At 65.4% G+C, this 18,604-nt stretch carries 19 protein-coding genes; 9 read left to right on the top strand and 10 right to left on the bottom strand.

What is annotated here, in order from left to right:
* Positions 1-21: 21 nt before the first annotated feature.
* From polA to ACTS1X_RS10535, 4 genes are all read right to left on the bottom strand, one after another.
* Positions 22-2,784 carry a DNA polymerase I gene (gene polA / locus ACTS1X_RS10550; RefSeq protein WP_442614353.1) on the bottom strand — a complete coding sequence of 921 codons (2,763 nt, stop codon included), beginning with the start codon at positions 2,782-2,784 and terminating at the stop codon, positions 22-24.
* 40 nt (positions 2,785-2,824) lie between these two features.
* On the bottom strand, positions 2,825-4,066 hold the full coding sequence (locus ACTS1X_RS10545; protein ID WP_442614352.1) for an MFS transporter: 1,242 nt from the start codon (positions 4,064-4,066) through the stop codon (positions 2,825-2,827).
* Between the two features lie 97 nt (positions 4,067-4,163).
* Positions 4,164-5,756 carry an L-aspartate oxidase gene (gene nadB / locus ACTS1X_RS10540; protein WP_442614351.1) on the bottom strand — a complete coding sequence of 531 codons (1,593 nt, stop codon included), beginning with the start codon at positions 5,754-5,756 and terminating at the stop codon, positions 4,164-4,166.
* Positions 5,753-6,673 carry an ABC transporter ATP-binding protein gene (locus tag ACTS1X_RS10535; RefSeq protein ID WP_442614350.1) on the bottom strand — a complete coding sequence of 307 codons (921 nt, stop codon included), beginning with the start codon at positions 6,671-6,673 and terminating at the stop codon, positions 5,753-5,755. The genes nadB and ACTS1X_RS10535 overlap by 4 nt, the downstream gene beginning before the upstream one ends.
* A 94-nt stretch (positions 6,674-6,767) precedes the next feature.
* On the opposite strand from ACTS1X_RS10535, the gene ACTS1X_RS10530 reads away from it, so the two are divergent.
* Entirely contained in the window at positions 6,768-7,334 is a 567-nt protein-coding gene (locus ACTS1X_RS10530) for a DUF4402 domain-containing protein (RefSeq protein WP_442614349.1), read from the top strand.
* A gap of 99 nt (positions 7,335-7,433) precedes the next feature.
* On the opposite strand, the gene ACTS1X_RS10525 is transcribed toward ACTS1X_RS10530, so the two are convergent.
* Entirely contained in the window at positions 7,434-7,940 is a 507-nt protein-coding gene (locus ACTS1X_RS10525; protein ID WP_442614348.1) for a DUF4402 domain-containing protein, read from the bottom strand.
* Positions 7,941-8,306: 366 nt separating this feature from the next.
* On the opposite strand from ACTS1X_RS10525, the gene ACTS1X_RS10520 reads away from it, so the two are divergent.
* The 7 genes from ACTS1X_RS10520 (at position 8,307) to ACTS1X_RS10490 (ending at position 13,428) form a co-directional block, all read left to right on the top strand.
* The gene (locus ACTS1X_RS10520; protein WP_442614347.1) at positions 8,307-8,537 is read left to right on the top strand and encodes a zinc-finger domain-containing protein; all 231 of its coding nucleotides are present in this window, start codon (positions 8,307-8,309) and stop codon (positions 8,535-8,537) included.
* A gap of 18 nt (positions 8,538-8,555) precedes the next feature.
* Entirely contained in the window at positions 8,556-9,986 is a 1,431-nt protein-coding gene (gene tldD, locus ACTS1X_RS10515; protein WP_442614346.1) for a metalloprotease TldD, read from the top strand.
* Positions 9,987-10,014: 28 nt separating this feature from the next.
* Positions 10,015-10,575: a pyridoxamine 5'-phosphate oxidase family protein gene (locus ACTS1X_RS10510; RefSeq protein WP_442614345.1), complete on the top strand. Its 561-nt coding sequence runs from the start codon at positions 10,015-10,017 to the stop codon at positions 10,573-10,575.
* A gap of 3 nt (positions 10,576-10,578) precedes the next feature.
* The gene (locus ACTS1X_RS10505) at positions 10,579-10,791 is read left to right on the top strand and encodes a putative signal transducing protein (protein ID WP_442614344.1); all 213 of its coding nucleotides are present in this window, start codon (positions 10,579-10,581) and stop codon (positions 10,789-10,791) included.
* The gene (locus ACTS1X_RS10500; protein ID WP_442614343.1) at positions 10,788-11,600 is read left to right on the top strand and encodes a patatin-like phospholipase family protein; all 813 of its coding nucleotides are present in this window, start codon (positions 10,788-10,790) and stop codon (positions 11,598-11,600) included. Before ACTS1X_RS10505 ends, ACTS1X_RS10500 begins: the two co-directional genes overlap by 4 nt.
* A 153-nt stretch (positions 11,601-11,753) precedes the next feature.
* On the top strand, positions 11,754-12,092 hold the full coding sequence (locus ACTS1X_RS10495; RefSeq protein ID WP_442614342.1) for a P-II family nitrogen regulator: 339 nt from the start codon (positions 11,754-11,756) through the stop codon (positions 12,090-12,092).
* 7 nt (positions 12,093-12,099) lie between these two features.
* Entirely contained in the window at positions 12,100-13,428 is a 1,329-nt protein-coding gene (locus ACTS1X_RS10490) for an ammonium transporter (RefSeq protein WP_442614392.1), read from the top strand.
* Positions 13,429-13,497: 69 nt separating this feature from the next.
* Here the strand turns inward: ACTS1X_RS10490 and ACTS1X_RS10485 are convergent, their stop codons facing one another.
* From ACTS1X_RS10485 to ACTS1X_RS10475, 3 genes are read right to left on the bottom strand one after another with little or no spacing between them, the layout of a single operon-like run.
* Positions 13,498-13,938: an SRPBCC domain-containing protein gene (locus ACTS1X_RS10485; protein ID WP_442614341.1), complete on the bottom strand. Its 441-nt coding sequence runs from the start codon at positions 13,936-13,938 to the stop codon at positions 13,498-13,500.
* Between the two features lie 2 nt (positions 13,939-13,940).
* Positions 13,941-14,900, bottom strand: coding sequence for a sterol desaturase family protein (locus tag ACTS1X_RS10480; protein WP_442614340.1), 960 nt, complete (start codon positions 14,898-14,900; stop codon positions 13,941-13,943).
* Positions 14,884-15,285, bottom strand: a complete 402-nt coding sequence (locus ACTS1X_RS10475) for a hypothetical protein (protein WP_442614339.1) — start codon at positions 15,283-15,285, stop codon at positions 14,884-14,886. The genes ACTS1X_RS10480 and ACTS1X_RS10475 overlap by 17 nt, the downstream gene beginning before the upstream one ends.
* Positions 15,286-15,360: 75 nt before the next feature.
* Here ACTS1X_RS10475 and ACTS1X_RS10470 point away from each other — a divergent pair, with 75 nt between their 5' ends.
* Positions 15,361-16,818 (top strand): amidohydrolase, encoded by a 1,458-nt coding sequence (locus ACTS1X_RS10470; protein ID WP_442614338.1) that lies wholly within the window; start codon positions 15,361-15,363, stop codon positions 16,816-16,818.
* A gap of 6 nt (positions 16,819-16,824) precedes the next feature.
* Here the strand turns inward: ACTS1X_RS10470 and ACTS1X_RS10465 are convergent, their stop codons facing one another.
* Positions 16,825-17,253, bottom strand: a complete 429-nt coding sequence (locus ACTS1X_RS10465) for a TIGR01244 family sulfur transferase (protein ID WP_442614337.1) — start codon at positions 17,251-17,253, stop codon at positions 16,825-16,827.
* A gap of 80 nt (positions 17,254-17,333) precedes the next feature.
* Positions 17,334-18,604, bottom strand: a 1,271-nt coding sequence (locus tag ACTS1X_RS10460; protein WP_442614336.1) for a RecQ family ATP-dependent DNA helicase, incomplete at its 5' end; no start/stop codon positions are given.

Raw genomic sequence — 18,604 nt, 5'->3', positions numbered from 1 at the left:
GCGCGGGCCTGTCAGGACAGCTCAATGCGCGGCGCCCCAGCTCGGGCCGGTACCGATATCGACGGCGAGCGGCACGTCGATCCTGACGAGCGGCTCGGCGGCTGACGCCATGACGTCACTGATCACCGCCGAGGCGGATTCCACCTGATTTTCAGGCAGTTCGAAGACCAGTTCGTCATGAACCTGGAGCAGCATCCTGACGTCATCCAGGCCTTCCCTGGCGAGCGCGGGCCCCATTCGCGCCATCGCCCGCTTGATGATGTCGGCGCTCGTGCCCTGGATCGGGGCGTTGATCGCGGCGCGTTCGCTGCCCTGCCGCTCATGCTGCACCTTGCTTCTGAGGCGCGGGAAATGCGTTTTCCGCCCGAACAGGGTTTCGGTGAAGCCGGTTTCGCGCGCCGCGGTCAGCGTCTGGGTGATATATTGGTTGATGCCCGGGAAACGGTCGAAATACTTGTCGATCATGTCCTGCGCTTCGTCGGGCGTGATTTCGAGCCGCCCGGCCAGGCCCCAGCGCGATATCCCGTACAGAATCGCGAAATTGATCGTCTTCGCCTTGCCGCGCGTGTCGCGGTCGACCTCGCCGAACAGCTCCTGCGCCGTGCGGTTGTGAATATCCTCGCCCGCTTCGAACGCCTCCTTGAGCGCCGGCACATCGGCCATGTGCGCGGCCAGCCGGAGCTCGATCTGGCTGTAATCCGCGGCGAGAAGGACGTTGCCGGGCTCGGCGACGAAGGCGAAACGGATCTTGCGGCCGATTTCGGTGCGGATCGGAATGTTCTGCAGGTTCGGCTCGGTCGAGGCCAGCCGCCCGGTCTGCGCGCCGGTGAGGCTGTAGCTGGTATGGACGCGTCCGGTCTTGGGGTTGATCTCCGCCTGCAGCGCGTCGGTATAGGTGGATTTCAGCTTCGACAGCTGTCGCCAGTCGAGGATCTTCCGGGCGATCGGCTCGCCGTCGCGCGCGAGGCGCTCCATCTCGTTGACGTCGGTCGACCAGACGCCGGACTTGCCCTTGCGCCCGCCTTTCAGCCCCATCTTGTCGAACAGGATTTCGCCAAGCTGTTTCGGGCTGCCGATGGCGAACGGTTCGCCGGCCATCGCGTGAACCTCCTGCTCGGTCGCTTCCATCTGCTCGGCGAAATCGGCCGACAGCCGCGCCAGCTCCTCGCGATCGACCTTGATGCCCGCGCATTCCATGCGCGCGATCACCGGAATCAGCGGCCGGTCGACCAGCTCGTAGACGCGCGTCACCCTGTCCGCCGGAAGACGCGGCTTCAGCCGCTTCCAGAGCCGCAGGGTCACATCGGCGTCTTCGGCCGCATATTCGGTGGCTCTGTCGAGCGGCACTTCGGCGAAGGAAATCTGCTTCTTGCCGGTCCCGACCACATCCTTGAACGTGATGCATTGATGACCGAGGAACCGCTCGGCGATCTCGTCCATGCCGTGGCCGTGCATGCCGGCTTCGAGATCGAAGCTCATCACGATCGTGTCGTCGATCGGCGCGAGTACGATATCGTGCTGGGCGAGTACGCCCATGTCATATTTGAGATTGTGGCCGATCTTGAGCACGGCGGGATCCTCGAACAGCGGCTTGAGCTTGGCGATCGCCGTATCGAAATCGATCTGGTCGGGATTCTCGCCGAGCAGGTCGCCGCCGCCATGGCCGAGCGGGATATAGCAGGCCTTGCCGGGTTCGGTGGCGAGGCACACGCCGACCAGCCTGGCGGTCACCGATTCCAGGCTGTCGGTCTCGGTATCGACGGCGACATGGCCGATGCGATGCGCCTCGGCGATCCAGCGGTCGAGCGCGGCTTCGTCGGTCACCGTTTCGTACGCGCTGCGGTCGATCGGCGGCTCGTCATCGCCCTCCTCGGCGCCCGTCTCGCTGTGCTGTGCCATCTCGGCGTTGGCCGTTTCGCCGCCGATCCGGGTGAGCAGCGACTTGAAGCCGTGATGGTTGAGAAACTCGCGCAGCGGCCCCTCGGGAATACCGTCCAGCTCGAAATCCTCGAGCGGTTCGGGCAGCGGGACGTCGTCCTTGAGCGTCACCAGAAGCCGCGACATGCGGGCATTGTCCGCCTGCTCGACCAGGTTGTCGCGCATCTTGGACTTTTTCATGTCCGGCGCGGCCTCGAGCACGGCCTCGACCGTGCCATATTCGTTGATCAGCTTGGAGGCGGTTTTCGGGCCGATACCGGTGACGCCGGGGATATTGTCCGACGTGTCCCCCATCAGCGCGAGTACCTCGCCGAGCTTGTCGGGCTCGACGCCGAACTTGTCGAGCACGTGATCGCGTCCGAGCTTGCGGTCGTTCATCGTGTCGTAGAGATCGAGTCCGGGTTCGATCAGTTGCATCAGATCCTTGTCCGAACTGACGATCGTGACCTTCCATCCCTCCTTGAGCGCGACCTTGGCATAGGAGGCGATGAGGTCGTCCGCCTCGAAGCCCAGCTCCTCGATGCAGGGCAGTGAAAAGGCGCGCGTGGCATCGCGGATCATCGGGAATTGCGGGACCAGGTCCTCGGGCGGTTCGGGCCGGTTCGCCTTGTATTGATCGTAGATCTCGTTGCGGAAGGTTTCCGAACTCGCATCGAGGATCACGGCGAGATGCGTCGGACCTTGCTCGGCGTTGAGCTGGTCGACCAGCTTCCACAGCATCGTCGTATAGCCATAGACCGCGCCGACCGGCTCGCCGCGGACGTTGGTCAGCGGTGGCAACCGGTGATAGGCGCGGAAAATATAGCTCGATCCGTCGACGAGATAGAGATGCTTCCCCTCAGGCATCGGGCGGGTCTAGCCGATGGCGGGCGCGGGGCAAAGGGACTTAGATGGCACTTTGGCCCTTGCGGTCCCTCCACCACGCCCAGGCCGAAAAGGCGATCAGATAGACGCCGCACCAGCCATATGTCGGGATCAGCCCGATCGCCAGCGCGAGGCCGCCGATCGCCAGGCACATGCCGATGCTGGCGACGCAATGGAAGAACATCATCGTCGATGTCGTCGTCGCGCGGCTTGCGCCGCCCATGACGCGCTGAAATTTCGCCTCGCCCAGCACCCAGACGGGCGCGGCGCAGATATAGGCCATCATCAGCGGAATGAGCAGCCAGGCCGATTCGGCGATGCCCGCCGTGAGAAGCAAACAGCCGCCCGCCAGCGGAAACAGCCAGCCGCCCGCGCGAAAGCCCGCAAAGCGGTGCGCGGAGACATTGGCTGCGGCATAGGCGGCAATGGCGAGCGCGCCGATCAACCCGAAGCTCCAGATCGGCATGCCGACGGCGAGATAGTAAAGCGGATCGAACTCTTCGAGCACGCCGAACAGCATGATGCCGAGCGTGAGATAGGCAGTGATGAACCGCAAATCCGCGCTTCGCCGGAATTCGCTGAGCGCTTCTGTGACATGGCTGAAATAGCCGGGTCGGTCCGCGACCGCTTCGGGCCGCAGGCGGATGTCGGGGAGCCAGAAAGCGATGATCGCGGCAAGCGCCAGCGGCGGTACGGCGAGCCACAGGGCGAGCGGCATCGAAAAATGGCCGACAATGCCGCCGAGAATCAGCGCGACGCCTGCGCTGATCTCGACGATCGCCCGGTCGCGGCCGAGCACGCGGTCATACTCCTCCGCCTGTCCCGCCGCTTCCACATGCTCGTAGAGCAGCGCCTGTTTGCAGCCCGATACGAGAGAATCGGCGAAGCTCCAGACGACGAAGCCGATCGCGAACAGGACGAAACTGCCGCCGGCCAGCGCCCAGATGATGAAGGCGACGGCTTTCACCAGCGGCGCTGCCATCATCTGCCAGCGGCGGTCGAAATGATCGGCCAACGCGCCCGAGGGAATCTCGAATATCGCCGCTACGACCGACCAGATTACGAAGAGCAGGGCGATGCCCCAGACGTCGAGCCCGCTCAGCTGGAAATAGACAGTGTAGATCGCATAGCCGAGCATGAAATCGAACAGGAAGACATAGGCGTAATAGGCGCGCAGAAATCTTGGGAGAGGCATCGGAGGCTCCAGCGGCGAACGGGTCAGGACGATGAAATGCGTCGCTTGCGCATGGCGGCGCTCTGGCATGCGCGCGGCCATCGGGCGTGGCTGTAAAGAGTAGGCGACACGGAGCCGCCCGCCACGGTCAGATCATTTCGTATCCGCTGGTCATGACTGCCCGATACTATGGTTTGAGGACGGTATCCACCGCATTCTTCGCCAGCTCCGGATAGTCGGTCGTATAGTGCAGGCCGCGGCTTTCCTTGCGGGCCAGCGCCGAACGGACGATCAGCGCGGCGACCTCGATCAGGTTGCGGAGTTCGATCAGGTCGGGCGTCACACGGAAATTGCCGTAATAGTCGTCGACCTCCTGGCGCAGCAGCTCGACGCGATGCTGGGCGCGCTCCAGGCGCTTCGTGGTGCGGACGATCCCGACATAGTCCCACATGAAGCGGCGGATCTCGCGCCAGTTGTGCTGGACGACGACCTCCTCGTCGGAATCGGTCACCCGGCTTTCGTCCCAGGGCTGGATCGCGGGCGGCGCGGGCAGGTCGTCCCAGCGCGCGCGGATATGGTTGGCCGCCGCCTCGCCGAACACGAAACATTCGAGCAGGCTGTTGGACGCGAGCCGGTTGGCGCCGTGCAGCCCGCTCTCGCTGACCTCGCCCGCGGCATACAGACCGGGCAGGTCTGTGCGGCCGTCGAGATCGATGCGCACGCCGCCGCAGGTATAGTGTTGCGCGGGGACGACCGGGATCGGCTCCCCCGTCATATCGATGCCGAGGCCGATGAGTTTCTCGTAGATGTTCGGGAAATGCTCCTTCACGAATTCCGGTTCGCGATGGCTGATATCGAGATGGACGTAATCGAGGCCCAGCCGCTTGATCTCATGGTCGATCGCGCGGGCGACGATATCGCGCGGGGCGAGTTCCTCCCGGCTATCGAATTCCGGCATGAAGCGATGGCCGGGATTGGGCGAGTCATGGGGCAGTTTGAGATGCCCGCCCTCGCCGCGCACCGCCTCGGTGATCAGGAAATTCTTGACCTCGAGATTGTAGAGGCAGGTCGGGTGGAACTGCATGAATTCCATGTTGGAAATGCTGCACCCGGCGCGCCATGCCATGGCGATGCCGTCGCCGGTCGCGCCGCGCGGCGCGGTCGAGAAGAGATAGGTGCGCCCCGCTCCGCCGGTCGCCAAGATCGTGGCGCGCGCGGCGAAGGTTTCGACGTGGCCGCTCGCCTTGTTGAACGCATAGGCGCCCCAGACATGGTCGGTCCCGGTCGGCGCGTCGGCGTGCCGATCGGTGATCAGGTCGATCGCCACCATGTCGGGCAGCATGGTGATGTTTGGGTTGGCTTCGGCGGCGCGTTCCAGCGCTTCCTGCACCGCCCAGCCGGTGGCATCGTCGACATGGACGATGCGGCGATGGCTGTGCCCGCCCTCCCGCGTCAGGTGCAGGTCGCCATCCTCTTCGACGTTGAACGGTACGCCGAGCTCGACGAGGCGCGCGATCGCGCGCGGCGCGTTCTCGACGACGAATTCGACCGTCTCCCTGCGGTTGAGCCCCGCGCCGGCGTCCATCGTGTCTTCGATATGGCTTTCGAACGTGTCGCCCGGTTCCAGAACGGCGGCGATGCCGCCCTGCGCCCAGGCCGTCGATCCGCCCGATATGGCGCCCTTGGCGAGGACGAGCACCCTGAACCGCTCGGCGAGCGTGATCGCCGCGGTCAGCCCGGCCGCGCCGGAGCCGATGATCAGGACGTCGTGATCGCTCACGCCGCAGCCTGGGTCAGATTGAGAAACACGTCCTCGAGATCGGCCTCGCGGGTCGAAACGTCGATGATATTGTGTCCGGCCTCGCTCAGCGCGGTCAGCACATCGCCGGCATTCACCCTGTCCTTGCGATAGGTGATCGACAGCGTGCGCGCGTCGATCTGCTCGACCTTTTCGAAAGCGGCCGTGTCCGGCGGCGTCGCGATGTCATCCTCGACCGTGACGACAACGGCCTTTTCCTGTGCCATGTTGACGAGCTCGCGAGTCGGCTTGTCGGCGATCAGCTTGCCGTGATTGATGATCGCGATCCGGTCGCACAGCTCTTCGGCTTCCTCGAGATAATGGGTGGTGAGGACCACGGTCACGCCGCCCGCATGCAGTTCGCGGACATAGTCCCAAAGCTGGCGCCTCAGATCGATATCGACGCCGGCCGTCGGTTCGTCGAGGACGAGCACGGGCGGCGAATGGACCATCGCCTTGGCGACCATGAGGCGGCGTTTCATCCCGCCCGAAAGGGTGCGGGCATAGGCGTCGGCCTTGTCCTCGAGCCGGACCGCCCTCAGCAGTTCGGCCGTGCGTTTGGCGCGCCGGGAGACGCCGTACAGCCCGGCCTGTATGTCGAGCGTTTCAGCCGGCGTGAAGAAGGGGTCGAAAGTGATCTCCTGATTGACGATGCCGATGCTGGCCTTGGCGTTGCGCGGATCGCGATCGATATCGAAGCCCCAGATCGAAGCGGAGCCGGCGGTCTTGTTGACCAGCCCGGCAAGGATGTTGATCAGCGTCGACTTGCCGGCGCCATTGGGGCCGAGCAGCCCGAAGATCGTGCCACGCGGTACCGTCAGATTGACGCTGTCGAGCGCGCGGGTTTCGCCTTCGTAGATTTTCGTGACGTTTTCGACGTGAATGGCTGCATCGGTCATGTCCGCAGCGCATAGCGCGTCGCGCCGATGCCGCAAAGCGCCGCCGGCCTCTTTATCCTTTCCATGCCCTTAACCAGACTTGTTCGGCGGATATTTGCCGGTTTCCGCGACAAGCGGTCTCGGGGGAACAATCGAGATGAATCGAAAGACTGCCATTGCGCGCCGGGGGGCGCTTGTCGGCATAGCATCGTCGGCCTTACTGGCCGCCATGCCGCTTCACGCTGCAAACACGAACGGCACGGCCGAAACCGATATTTCGGAGGCGCTGGCGCTGACCCAGATTTCAGTGCTCGATTTCGGCACCATCATTCCGAGCGCCACTGCCGGCAATATCGTAATCAACCGGAACAACGGCAATTGTACGGCGCAAGGCGGCGTGACGCTGATCGGCACCGATTGCCAGCGCGGCGAATTCCTGATCAGCGGCCCCTCCAGCCAGGATGTGCGCATCACGATTCCGGCCGCTCCGGTCACGCTGTCGCGTCAGGGCGGCGGTGCGACGATGACCATGGATCAGGTGCGGATCAATGGCGGTTTCAACAAACGGCTGGACGCATCCGGGCAACGCACTTTCTATGTCGCCGGCCGGCTTCAGGTGGGCGTCAACCAGTCGGCCGGCATTTACGACGGGACCTTCAACGTTACCGTCGACTATCGTTGATTCCGGCAATCCGTTCGGACCGGGCGGCATCGCGCGGCCCGCTTCCAGGCAGACGATGCGGCGGCTTGTCCGCCGCGATACTCGAGTGCGCGACGCAAGCTAGAAATAGGTAACGGTGATCTGGAAATCGCCTTCATAGATGCCGGGTGCCTGGTTGGCGCCGACCTGCAATCTGCCCCCCACGCGCAGATCGAGCAGGCCGGCGTTGCTCAGGTAGCGGAACACCGATCCGTTGAGCGTCAGTTGCGAGACTGCCATGCTGCCGCCTCCGCCGACGCGATCGAGCACCGGGAGCGGGCCGCGGGTAACGTAGATAAACTGCCGCGGCCCGCCATAGGTCCAGAACTGGGCGGCCTGCCCCCCCGAACCGGCCGCCGTGACGCCGCCGGTTACCGAGCGGGCGTCGTTATTGGGATTGATGACCACCGTGCCCGCGGTCGGGCCGGCAAGCAGCGTTCCGAATTCCAGATCGCTGGTGTTGACCAGCGAGAGCGGCGTGACGATCACCGCCTCGGAATCGGCGCTTTCGTCCGCGGCATGCGCGGCACCGACAGGGCCCGCAGCCAAAGCCGGGGCCAGAATGGCCCAAAACAGTTCGCGTTTCATAAATCCCCCCGGATCCAGAAGCCTTCTTTTGCACGGTTATCGTCAAGATCGGCTCAAGCAACATGGTTAATGCGCTGTAAACCGGCGGATCGCGGTAAAGCTTTTCTTAGGCCCGTTTGTCAGAATTGGCTTAACGGTTCGGGGCGTATCGGGGGCTCATGACTTGGCAATCGCTCTCATCCTTCTGGACCATGATCGTCGGCGAGTTCGCGGCTTCCGCGACGCTCGCCGCGCGGATATTCCAGTCCGGCCCGGCCTGATCCGGCCATCGGTCCCGGCCCGTCGCCGCGGCCCGTCTTCATCGTCGATCGGGATCGTCCAATCCGATTGCGCGCCAATCGGACGCTTGCTATGCGCGGCGCCATCATGACCGACCAACCCGAAACCATCCGTGTCGCCGAATCCCGCGTCGCCTGTGACGGCGCAGACGATATCCCCGGCGGCGCGGCGCTCGGCCATCCGCGTGTCTGGCTCGAGATCGACGAAGCGGGCTTTGTCGATTGCGGCTATTGCGATCGGCGCTTTGTCCTGATCGGCGGGCCGGCCGATACCGGCGCGGGCGGAAATGCGCCCGACAAGGGTGTATCCGCCGGCTAATCGCCTTATATCGGGAGCATGACGATAGCTTCCGACCCCCGCTCGCTCCTCTACCGCCCCGATGCGCTCGATCCCGATCGCGCACAATCGCTGGCGGCCGAGATCCTGAAAACCGCCGACGATGGCGAACTGTATCTCCAATATAGCGCCAGCGAGGCCTTCGCTTTCGACGACGGGCGGCTGAAGACCGCCGATTACAGCACCGAGGCGGGGTTCGGATTGCGCGGCGTATCGGGCGAGACCACGGCCTTCGCCCATGCCAACGAGATCAGCGAGGCGGCGATCCGCCGGGCCGGTGAAACGATGCGCCTGCTCGATCCGTCGACGCAGCCGCGCCAGGCGCCGCCGCGGCCGACCAACCGGCATCTCTATACGGACAATGACCCGCTGACGCTGGTCCCGTTCGCGGAGAAGGTGGCGCTGTGCGAACAGATCGACGCCGCGGCCCGCGCGCGCGATCCGCGCGTCGTGCAGGTGACGGCGGGGCTTTCCGGCTCGTGGAGCGTGGTCGAGATCGTCCGGCCCGACGGCTATGTCGCGACCGATATCCGGCCGCTCGTCCGGCTCAATGTCTCCATAGTCGTCGAGGAAAACGGCCGGCGCGAGACTGGGTTTTTCGGCATGGGCGGGCGCTATCTCTATGAGCGGCTGTTCGAACCCGGCAACTGGAACCGGGCGATCGACGAGGCGCTGGCCCAGGCCATCGTCAACCTGGCATCCGAGCCCGCCCCGGCCGGCGAAATGACCGTCGTGCTCGGTCCCGGCTGGCCCGGCGTGTTGCTGCACGAGGCGATCGGCCATGGCCTGGAAGGCGATTTCAACCGCAAGGGCACGTCCGCCTTTTCGGGCCGGATCGGGGAGCGCGTCGCCGCGCCGGGCGTCACGGTGGTCGATGACGGGTCGATCGCCGACCGCCGCGGATCGCTGTCGATCGACGACGAGGGCACGCCGACCCAGGAAACCGTGTTGATCGAGGACGGCATCCTCGCCGGCTATATGCAGGACCGCATGAACGCCCGGCTGATGGGCGTGCCGGCCACCGGCAACGGACGGCGCGAAAGCTTCGCCCATGCGCCGATGCCGCGAATGACCAACACCTTCATGCGCGCGGGCGAGGACGATCCGGACGAGATCATGAGCCGGGTCAAGGACGGCATCTTCGCCAAGAGCTTCGGCGGCGGGCAGGTCGACATCACGAGCGGCAAGTTCGTGTTCAGCTGCACCGAGGCCTATCGTGTGAAGAACGGCAAGATCGGCGCGCCGATCAAGGGCGCGACCCTGATCGGCGACGGCCCGACCGTGCTCACGAAAGTCGCCGCGATCGGCAACGACCTGGCGCTCGACGAGGGCATCGGTATTTGCGGCAAGGCCGGCCAGTCGATTCCGGCGGGTGTGGGACAGCCGACATTGCTGGTCGACGGGCTGACCGTCGGCGGAACGGCGGCCTGATGGCGCCACGGATCAAAGGAACCAAGCGATGGCCGATTTTTTCGACGCGCTGACCGAGAAGCATATCGCCTTTGTCGAGAAACAGCCGATGTTCTTCGTCGCCACGGCGGCGGCCGATGGCCGGATCAATCTCTCGCCCAAGGGCTATGACAGTTTCCGCGTGCTCGGCCCGAACCGCGTCGCCTATCTCGATCTTGGCGGATCGGGGAACGAGACCCATGCGCATCTCGTCGCGGACGGGCGGATCACGCTCATGTTCTGCGCGTTCGAAAATCCCGCGCTGATCTTCCGCATCTACGGCCACGGACAGCCGGTTTTGCCGCAGGATGAAGGCTGGGCCGATCTCGCCGCGCATTTCGAGCTGCTTCCCGGCACCCGCCAGATTTTCGATATCGCGGTCGACACTGTGCAGACGAGCTGCGGCTGGGGCGTGCCGATGATGGAGCTGGTGAAGGACCGCGAAACGCTCAAGAAGGCGCATATCCAGACCGAGGAACAGGCCTGGCTCGACAAGGTGGCGGGGCGGACGGAGAGCATCGACGGGCTGCCGGTGCGCCCGACCACGCGCTATTTCGGCGCGGACGCATAGCCGGTGGCGCTGGTCGAGCTGGGTCGGTTTTCGAGCGGCGCCGAAGCGGCGATCGTCCATGGCCGCCTGCAGGCCGATGGCATCGGATCCGTCTGTTTCGACACGGGCATGAACATCGCCGAAAGCGTGGGTATCATGATCCCGGTGCGGCTGATGGTCGATGAAGACGATCTGGAGGCCGCGCGCGCGATTATCCGAGACGCCGAGGCGCGGTGACGATCGCGCTCGCTCTCGGTGGCGGCGCCGGGCTGGGCTGGGCGCATATCGGCGTGTTGCGCGAACTGGAAGCGGCCGGAATCGGGGTCAACGCGCTCGCCGGCACGTCGATCGGCGGCGTGGTGTCGATCGCCTTCGCCTCGGGCCGCCTCGAAACGCTGGAAGAACTCGCCCATTCGGCATCCTCGATGCGCACGGTCCTGCGGTATCTCGGCCCCAATTGGCGTCCCGGATCCGTACTCAGCGGCAAGGCCATCGCCCGGCTGGTCGAGGAGCATCTCGGCGACCTGACCTTCGAAGCGCTTGCCATTCCCACCGCCGTCGTCGCCGCCGACCTCGTCTCGGGAGACCCGGTCGTTCTCGATCACGGACCGGTGGGCGATGCCATCCACGCGACGATCGCTTTGCCCGGCATCTTCCAGCCCGTGGTCCGCGAGGGCCGGATATTGTCGGACGGCGGCGCGGTGATGCCGGTGCCGGTCGCGCCCGCCAGGGCCATGGCCGAGGGGCGTCCGGTCGTCGCGATCAACCTGCAGGGCGACTATCAGGCCCGGCGCGCGGCTGTCGGCATAAGCGATAACGAACATGCGCGGCTCACGACGCTTTCGGTCGTGCGGGGCGCCACCGGATTGATGCTGTCGAAGCTTGCCCGGTTGTCGCTCGATCGCGATCCGCCGGACCTCGAGCTCGCGTTGCCGGTCGGCCATATCGACACGTCCAATTTCACGCGGGCCGAGGAGCTGATCGCGATCGGCCGCCGCGCGGCGGCTGGCGCGATGCCCGATATCGAACGTCTCGCACGGGCGTAAGCGAAAAAATTTTCGATCCCCGCCTTGCTCGGAAAACAGCCATTTCCGGGCAGTTTTCGTAATTATATTTCACAGATAGCGCCCTTATTGTAGCAAATCCCGTTTGACAGACATGTTGCGATGCAGCAATCTTGTCCCGAACAGGGAGGCGATATGAAACTCATTATAGCTATCATCAAGCCGTTCAAACTGGACGAGGTGCGCGAAGCCCTGTCCGAACTGGGCGTCCAGGGCATGACCGCGACCGAGGTCAAGGGCTTCGGTCGGCAAAAGGGCCAAACCGAAGTGTATCGGGGCGCCGAATATGCGACCAACATGGTTCCCAAGATCCGGATCGAGACCGTCGTCAGCGACGATCTGGCGCCGCGCGTCGTCGAGACCATAGCCGCGGCCGCCAACACGGAATCGATCGGCGACGGCAAGATCTTCACGCTCGATGTCGGTGCTGCACTGCGAATTCGCACCGGCGAAACCGACGATACGGCTCTGTAGGGGGATGATGATGCGACTTTTGACGAAAATTTCCGCTTTTGCCGCGGCCGCGCTGGCCGCCGCTCCCGCTTGGGCCCAGGAGGCCGCCGAAACGGCCGCCGCGACGGTCGACAAGGGCGATACCGCCTGGATGATCGTCGCGACCGCGTTCGTGATGGTGATGATCGTGCCGGGCCTCGCCCTTTTCTATGGTGGCCTGGCGCGGACGAAGAACATGGCGTCGGTGCTGACCCAGGTCATGGCCGTGGCCTGTCTCGCGATGATCGTCTGGGTGACCTATGGCTATTCGATGGCGTTCGGCGATACCGGAAACGCCTTCATCGCCGATTTCGGCAAGGTCTTCCTGGCTGGAATCACCACGGATTCGACCGTCGCCACCTTCACCGACGGCGTCGAGATCCCCGAGTTCATCTTCATCGCCTTCCAGATGACCTTCGCCGCGATCACCGCGGCGCTCGTCGTCGGCGGCGTGATCGAGCGGGCGAAATTTTCGACGATCATGGTTTTCGCCCTCATCTGGCTCACGATCGTCTATTTCCCGATCGCGCATATGGTCTGGGCGGCCGGTGGACTGATCTTCGAATGGGGCGCGCTCGATTTCGCCGGCGGCACGGTGGTCCACATCAATGCGGGCGTGTCCGCCCTGGTCGGCTGCTTGATCCTCGGCAAGCGGCTCGGCTATCAGAAAGACGCGATGCCGCCGCACTCGCTGACGATGACGCTGGTCGGCACGGGCCTGCTCTGGGTCGGCTGGTTCGGGTTCAACGGCGGTTCGGCGCTCGAAGCCGACGGTTTTGCATCGCTCGCGGTGCTCAACACCTTCGTCGCGACGGCGGCCGGCGTGCTGTTCTGGATGCTCGCCGAGGCGGTTACCGGCCGCAAGGGCTCGCTGCTCGGCGCCTGTTCGGGCGCGATCGCCGGGCTCGTCGCGGTCACGCCGGCGGCGGGCAATGGCGGGCCGTTCGGCGCGATCCTGCTCGGCGCCGTCGCGGCGGTCCTGTGCTTCTGGTTCGTCGCGGTCATCAAGCCGAAGCTCGGCTTCGACGATACGGCCGATGTGTTCGGCATCCACGGCATCGGCGGCATTGTCGGCTCGCTCGGCACGGCCTTCACGATGATGCCGGGGCTCGGCGGACCGGGCGATGCGGATTATGCCGCGGGTGCCCAGTTCGTGATCCAGCTGCAGGGCGTGCTCGTCGCGGTTGTCTGGGCCGGCGTCGGTTCCGCCATCGCCTTCACGATCGCCAAGCTGGTGACGGGCGGTCGCGTGAGCGAAGAGGCCGAACGCGAAGGCCTCGATCTCGCCGAGCATGGCGAGCGCGCCTACAACTACTGATCGACAATTCTCGAAGAGGTTCGTTCCCGCGAATGACTGGGCCGGCGAGGCGACTCGCCGGCCCATTTTTCACTGGTCGATATAGCCGTCGTCCCACAGCCGGGCCGGATCGTGGCTGCGCAGGTCGATCCCGAAATCGGCGGCACCCTTGAGCGGGAACAGGACATTGAGCCAGCCCGCCAGGACTTCCTCATACTCGTCTTCGGCAACGCCGCGATTGCGGAGCGTGAGGTCGGTCCCGCCCTTGCCGTCCGGGGCGAGTTCGAAAAGGACATCGGAACCGAAATAGCGGAATGCGATGCTCGCGGGCGGCGCGCACGCCAGCACAAGCGTTTCGGTTTCGACGCCGTTGATGAAGCACATCGCGATCCGGTCGCCCGATTGCCGGGAGCTCTCGCACCAGAAACGCTCGCGGCCTGCATCGGTCGAAAGCAGCGCAAACACGTCTTCGGGCGGCGACGCCAGATGCAGCCTCCAGACGATCTCGTCGCGCGAGGAAGGCGGCGCCATGCTCAGGTCCCACGCGGCGCCGGTTGTGCGGCAAGGCGGTTCGGCTCCGCCTCCGAGGCGTCTTCCGGCTCCCGCTCCCGCCAGCGCGCCTTGATCGTATCGCTCGTGTCGCGCGACCCGTCATGGCTCCAGCCCGGCGGGCGGAAGATATAGCCGAGCTTGTTGCGGATTCCGGGCACGGTCGCGACATCCTTCGCGATGCCGATCCATTCGTGGAAGGCCGCCCATAACAGGTTGAAGCTGCCGAGATTCTTGATGATCCCGTAGCGCGGACGGTCGTCGTCGCGTTCCGGCTCGAAGGTGCCGAACATCCGGTCCCAGATGATCAGCATGCCGGCGTAGTTCCTGTCGAGATAGCGCGGGTTGGTCGCGTGATGGACGCGGTGGTGCGACGGGGTGTTGAAGACCGCCTCGAACCAGCGCGGCATGCGGCCGATCGCCTCGGTATGGATCCAGAACTGGTAGACGAGGTTCACGCCGCTCGCGAACAGCAGCATCTCGACCGGAAAGCCGATCAGGACGATCGGCAGGCTGAAAATGAACGCGACGCTGAAAAAACCGGTCCAGGTCTGCCGGAGCGCGGTCGAGAGATTATAATGCTGGCTCGAATGGTGGATGACATGGCTCGCCCAGAACCAGCGGACGCGATGCGCGGCGCGGTGAAAGACGTAATAGGCGAGATCGTCGAGCAGGAAGACGAGGATCCACGCCCACCAGACATAGCCGATATCGAACAGGCGGAACTGATAGAGCCAGACCGACAGCGCGATGACGGCCGATCCGGTCAGTGCGCTCGCCACCGTACTGCCGGTGCCGAGCAGGAGCGACGTCAGCGTATCCCTAGGCTCATAGCGGCTCGGATCGACGCGCCGGGCGACCAGCATCTCGAGGAGCACCAGTATCACGAAAGCCGGCACCGCATATTGGACGGGATCGGGCAGCGTTTCAGGCATGGCGCGCATTCTCCAGCTGATCGGCCCAGCGCTGCGCTTCGGCTTCGCCAAGATCGAGCATTACGTCGCCGAACATGCGCTCGCCGCTGTGGATTTTCAATTTTCCGCCGTCGCGGCTGATCGCCGGAGGGGCGCGGAACATTCGCGCGGCGACCCGCGCGCCATGCGGGCGGATGAGAAGGAAGCTTCCGTCTTCGCCCGCCACGAGCGCGCTGCCGCCCCGCCGGTCGCGCGCCACGGCGGCCGGCTCGAAGCCGCTCTGTGCGTCGCGCGCCAGCCGCAACGCCGTCGCGTCGTCGGCGATCGGCACGGCCTTGCCCATGCCCAGCCACCAGGCGATCGCCGCCAGCATGAACACCGCGGCGAGCGATCCGATCAGGGTCACCATGTCCATGTCCGCCCCTATAGTCGCCAATTGCTTTTGCCGCGAGGCTGGAGTTGATAGGCGCAAGAGAAGAGGGGATTCGCCATGCATCTGTCTATTGCGCGCCGATACGCGCTCGCCGTCGCCGCGATCTGCGCTGTTTCCGGCTCCGTACCGCTTGCTGCCCAGGCAGCGCAGGGCGACGCGCCTGATGTTGTCGAACTCGTCGAATCGCAATATGATCTGACCGCCACGGTCGCGCGGCAGATCTGGGAATGGGCCGAGGTCGGCTATCGGGAAAACCGGTCGAGCGCGCTGCTGCGCTCGGAGCTCGCAAGCCACGGCTTTGCGATCCGCGAAGGCGTGGCGGAAATCCCGACCGCCTTCGTGGCCGAATATGGGACGGACGGGCCGGTCATCGCGATCCTTGCGGAATTCGACGCGCTGCCCGGCATCAGCCAGTCCGATGCGCCGGTCCGCGATCCGGTCGCCGAGCGTCCGGCGAGCCATGCCTGCGGGCACAACCTGTTCGGGGCCGGATCGCTGACCGCGGCGATCGCCGTCCGCCAATGGCTCGAGGCGACAGGGACACCCGGGCGCATCCGGCTGTACGGGACGCCGGCGGAGGAAGGCGGATCGGGCAAGGTCTATATGGTCCGCGCCGGGCTGTTCGACGATGTCGATTTCGCGCTGCACTGGCATGCCGATGACGAGAACAGCGCGGCCGCGCGGACCAGCCTCGCCAACCGCTCGGCCAAGTTCCGTTTCACGGGCATCTCGGCCCATGCGGCGGCTGCGCCCGAACAGGGCCGCTCGGCGCTCGATGGGGTCGAGGCGCTCAACATGATGGTCAATCTCATGCGGGAGCATGTCCCGCAGGATGCGCGCATCCATTACGTCATCACCGAAGGCGGCAATGCGCCCAACGTCATCCCGGATTTCGCCGAAGTATTCTATTATGTGCGGCACCCCGATCCGGCGGGTGTCGAGGCGATCTGGGAACGCCTCGAAGCCGCTGCGCGCGGCGCTGCCATGGGCACCGGGACCGAGGTCCAGTGGGAAGTCATCCACGGCAACAATCCGCTGCTGGTCAACGATACGCTGGCGCGGATGATGGATGCACATCTGCGCCGGCTGGGCGGCCTCGAATATACGGCGGAAGAATCGGCCTTTGCCGAACGGCTGTCGGAAAGCCTGGGCGATGCGGCGCGGCCGCTCGAAAGCGCGGCCGAGATACAGCCATATGAACGCGTTCTGGGTTATGGCTCGACCGATGTCGGCGATGTCTCCTGGGCGACGCCCACCGTCGGCGTCCGCATCGCGACCTGGGTGCCGGGCACGAGTTCGCACAGCTGGCAGTCGGCGGCGGCGAGCGGCACGACAATCGGCTATCGGGGTGCGCAGCTCGCCGCGAAGGCGCTCGCGCTCGCCGCGGTCGAACTCTATACTCGTCCCGATCTCCGGACGGCCGCCCGCGCGGAATTCGATGCCGCCCGCGGGCCGGAGTACGAATACCGTTCTTTATTGGGCGACCGCGACCCGCCGCTCGACTATCGCAACTGAGCCGGCCTATTTCGCCGCTGCGAAGGCGTCCATGATCGAGCGGATCGGAGAGACGTCATATCCGGCGCCGGCCGCCTCTTCGGCGATCGTCTCGGGATCGCGCCCGTCATGCGCTTCGGCCAGCGCCCATAACAGCGTCGAGCGCGTGCCCGAGCGGCAGAAGGCGAGCGTCTTGCCGTCATTGCCGTCGAGCGCCTCGCGCATCGCCTCGACCTGGGGCACCGAAAAGCCGGCATGGGTGACCGGAATCGCAATATAGTCGAGCCCCGCGTCGGCCGCGGCCGCGGCGATCGCCGCACCGGCCGGCTGGTTCGGATCCTCCTCGTCGGGCCGGTTGTTGATGATCAGTTTAACGCCCTGTTTCGCCGCTTCGGCGACATCGGCGGTCGAGATTTGCGGCGACGCCAGGAAACGGTCGGTTACGGTACGGAACATGCTGGTCTCCTCTTGCCCCCGCTCATATGGCCAGAAAGGCTGGCGGCGCAAGCGGCCGGCGCCTCATGGCCGACCAAGCCTCAACGATGTGCCGCGATCACGGCGAGGAAATCCTCGCCATAGGTGGCGAGCTTGCGTTCGCCGACGCCCGAGATCCGCGCCATTGCGGACAGGCTGTCGGGCTTGGCACTGGCCATTTCGCGCAGGGTCGCATCGTGAAAGACGACATAGGGCGGCACGGCGTTCTCCGCGGCGATGAGCCGGCGTTTCTCGCGCAGCGCATCGAACAGCGGATCGCCGACGGGATTAGCGTCGCCGCTTGCGCGACGCGGGCGCGGCTTGCGCGGCGGCAGGACGAGCGCGACATCCTCTTCGCCTTTCAGGATCGGCCGGGCCGCGGGGCCGAGCGCCAGCCCGCCATGTTCGGTCTGGATCAGCGCGTCGCGCGTCTGCAGCGCGCGGGCGACCGGCTTGACCATCGGCTCCTCCTCTTCGTCGACGATACCGAAGACGGAGAGGCGGTCATGGCCGAGGCTGACGATCCGCTCGTTCTCCCGGCCCGCCAGCACTTCGCCGACATGGCCCATGCCGAAGCGCTGGCCGGTGCGATAGACGGCGGAGAGGAACTTGCGCGCGGTTTCGGTCGCGTCGACGGCTTTGGGTGGATTGAGGCAATTGTCGCAATTGCCGCATTGCTCGGGCGGGTTTTCGCCGAAATACCCGAGCAGGATCGCGCGGCGGCAGCCGGCGGTCTCGACCAGGGCGCCGAGCGCATTCAATCGCGCGCGTTCGCCGGAGCGGCGATGCTCTTCGATCTCGGTCTCGATGCGCCGCCGCGCGCGGACGAAATCCTCCGCGCCCCAGAAGAGGTGGGCTTCGGCCGGATCGCCGTCGCGGCCCGCGCGGCCGGTTTCCTGATAATAGGCCTCGATCGACTTGGGGATGCCGGTATGGGCGACGAAACGGACGTCGGGCTTGTCGATGCCCATCCCGAAGGCGATCGTCGCGCACATCACCATGTCTTCGGACGCGACGAAGGCCGCCTGGTTCGCCGCACGTTCTGCGGACGGCAGGCCGGCATGATAGACGCCTGCAGATCGCCCGGTCGCCGCGATCTGGGCAGCGAGCTTTTCGGTCGCGGCGCGGCTCGTCGCATAGACGATGCCCGCGCCCGGCTGGTCGGCGAGCAGCGCCTTGACCTGACGCCCGATCCCGGCGCGCGGCTGGATGACGTAGCGGATATTGGGCCGGTCGAACCCGGCGACGATCGCGCCCTCTTCCGGAATGCCGAGCTGTTCGAGAATGTCGGCGCGCGTATGCCGGTCGGCGGTGGCGGTCAGCGCGAGGCGCG

Origin of the sequence: Parasphingopyxis sp. (assembly GCF_052168275.1) — a bacterium.
Lineage (GTDB): Bacteria > Pseudomonadota > Alphaproteobacteria > Sphingomonadales > Sphingomonadaceae > Parasphingopyxis.
Note: the sequence above shows the minus strand (reverse complement) of the source record. Positions and strands in the feature narration are given on the sequence as shown.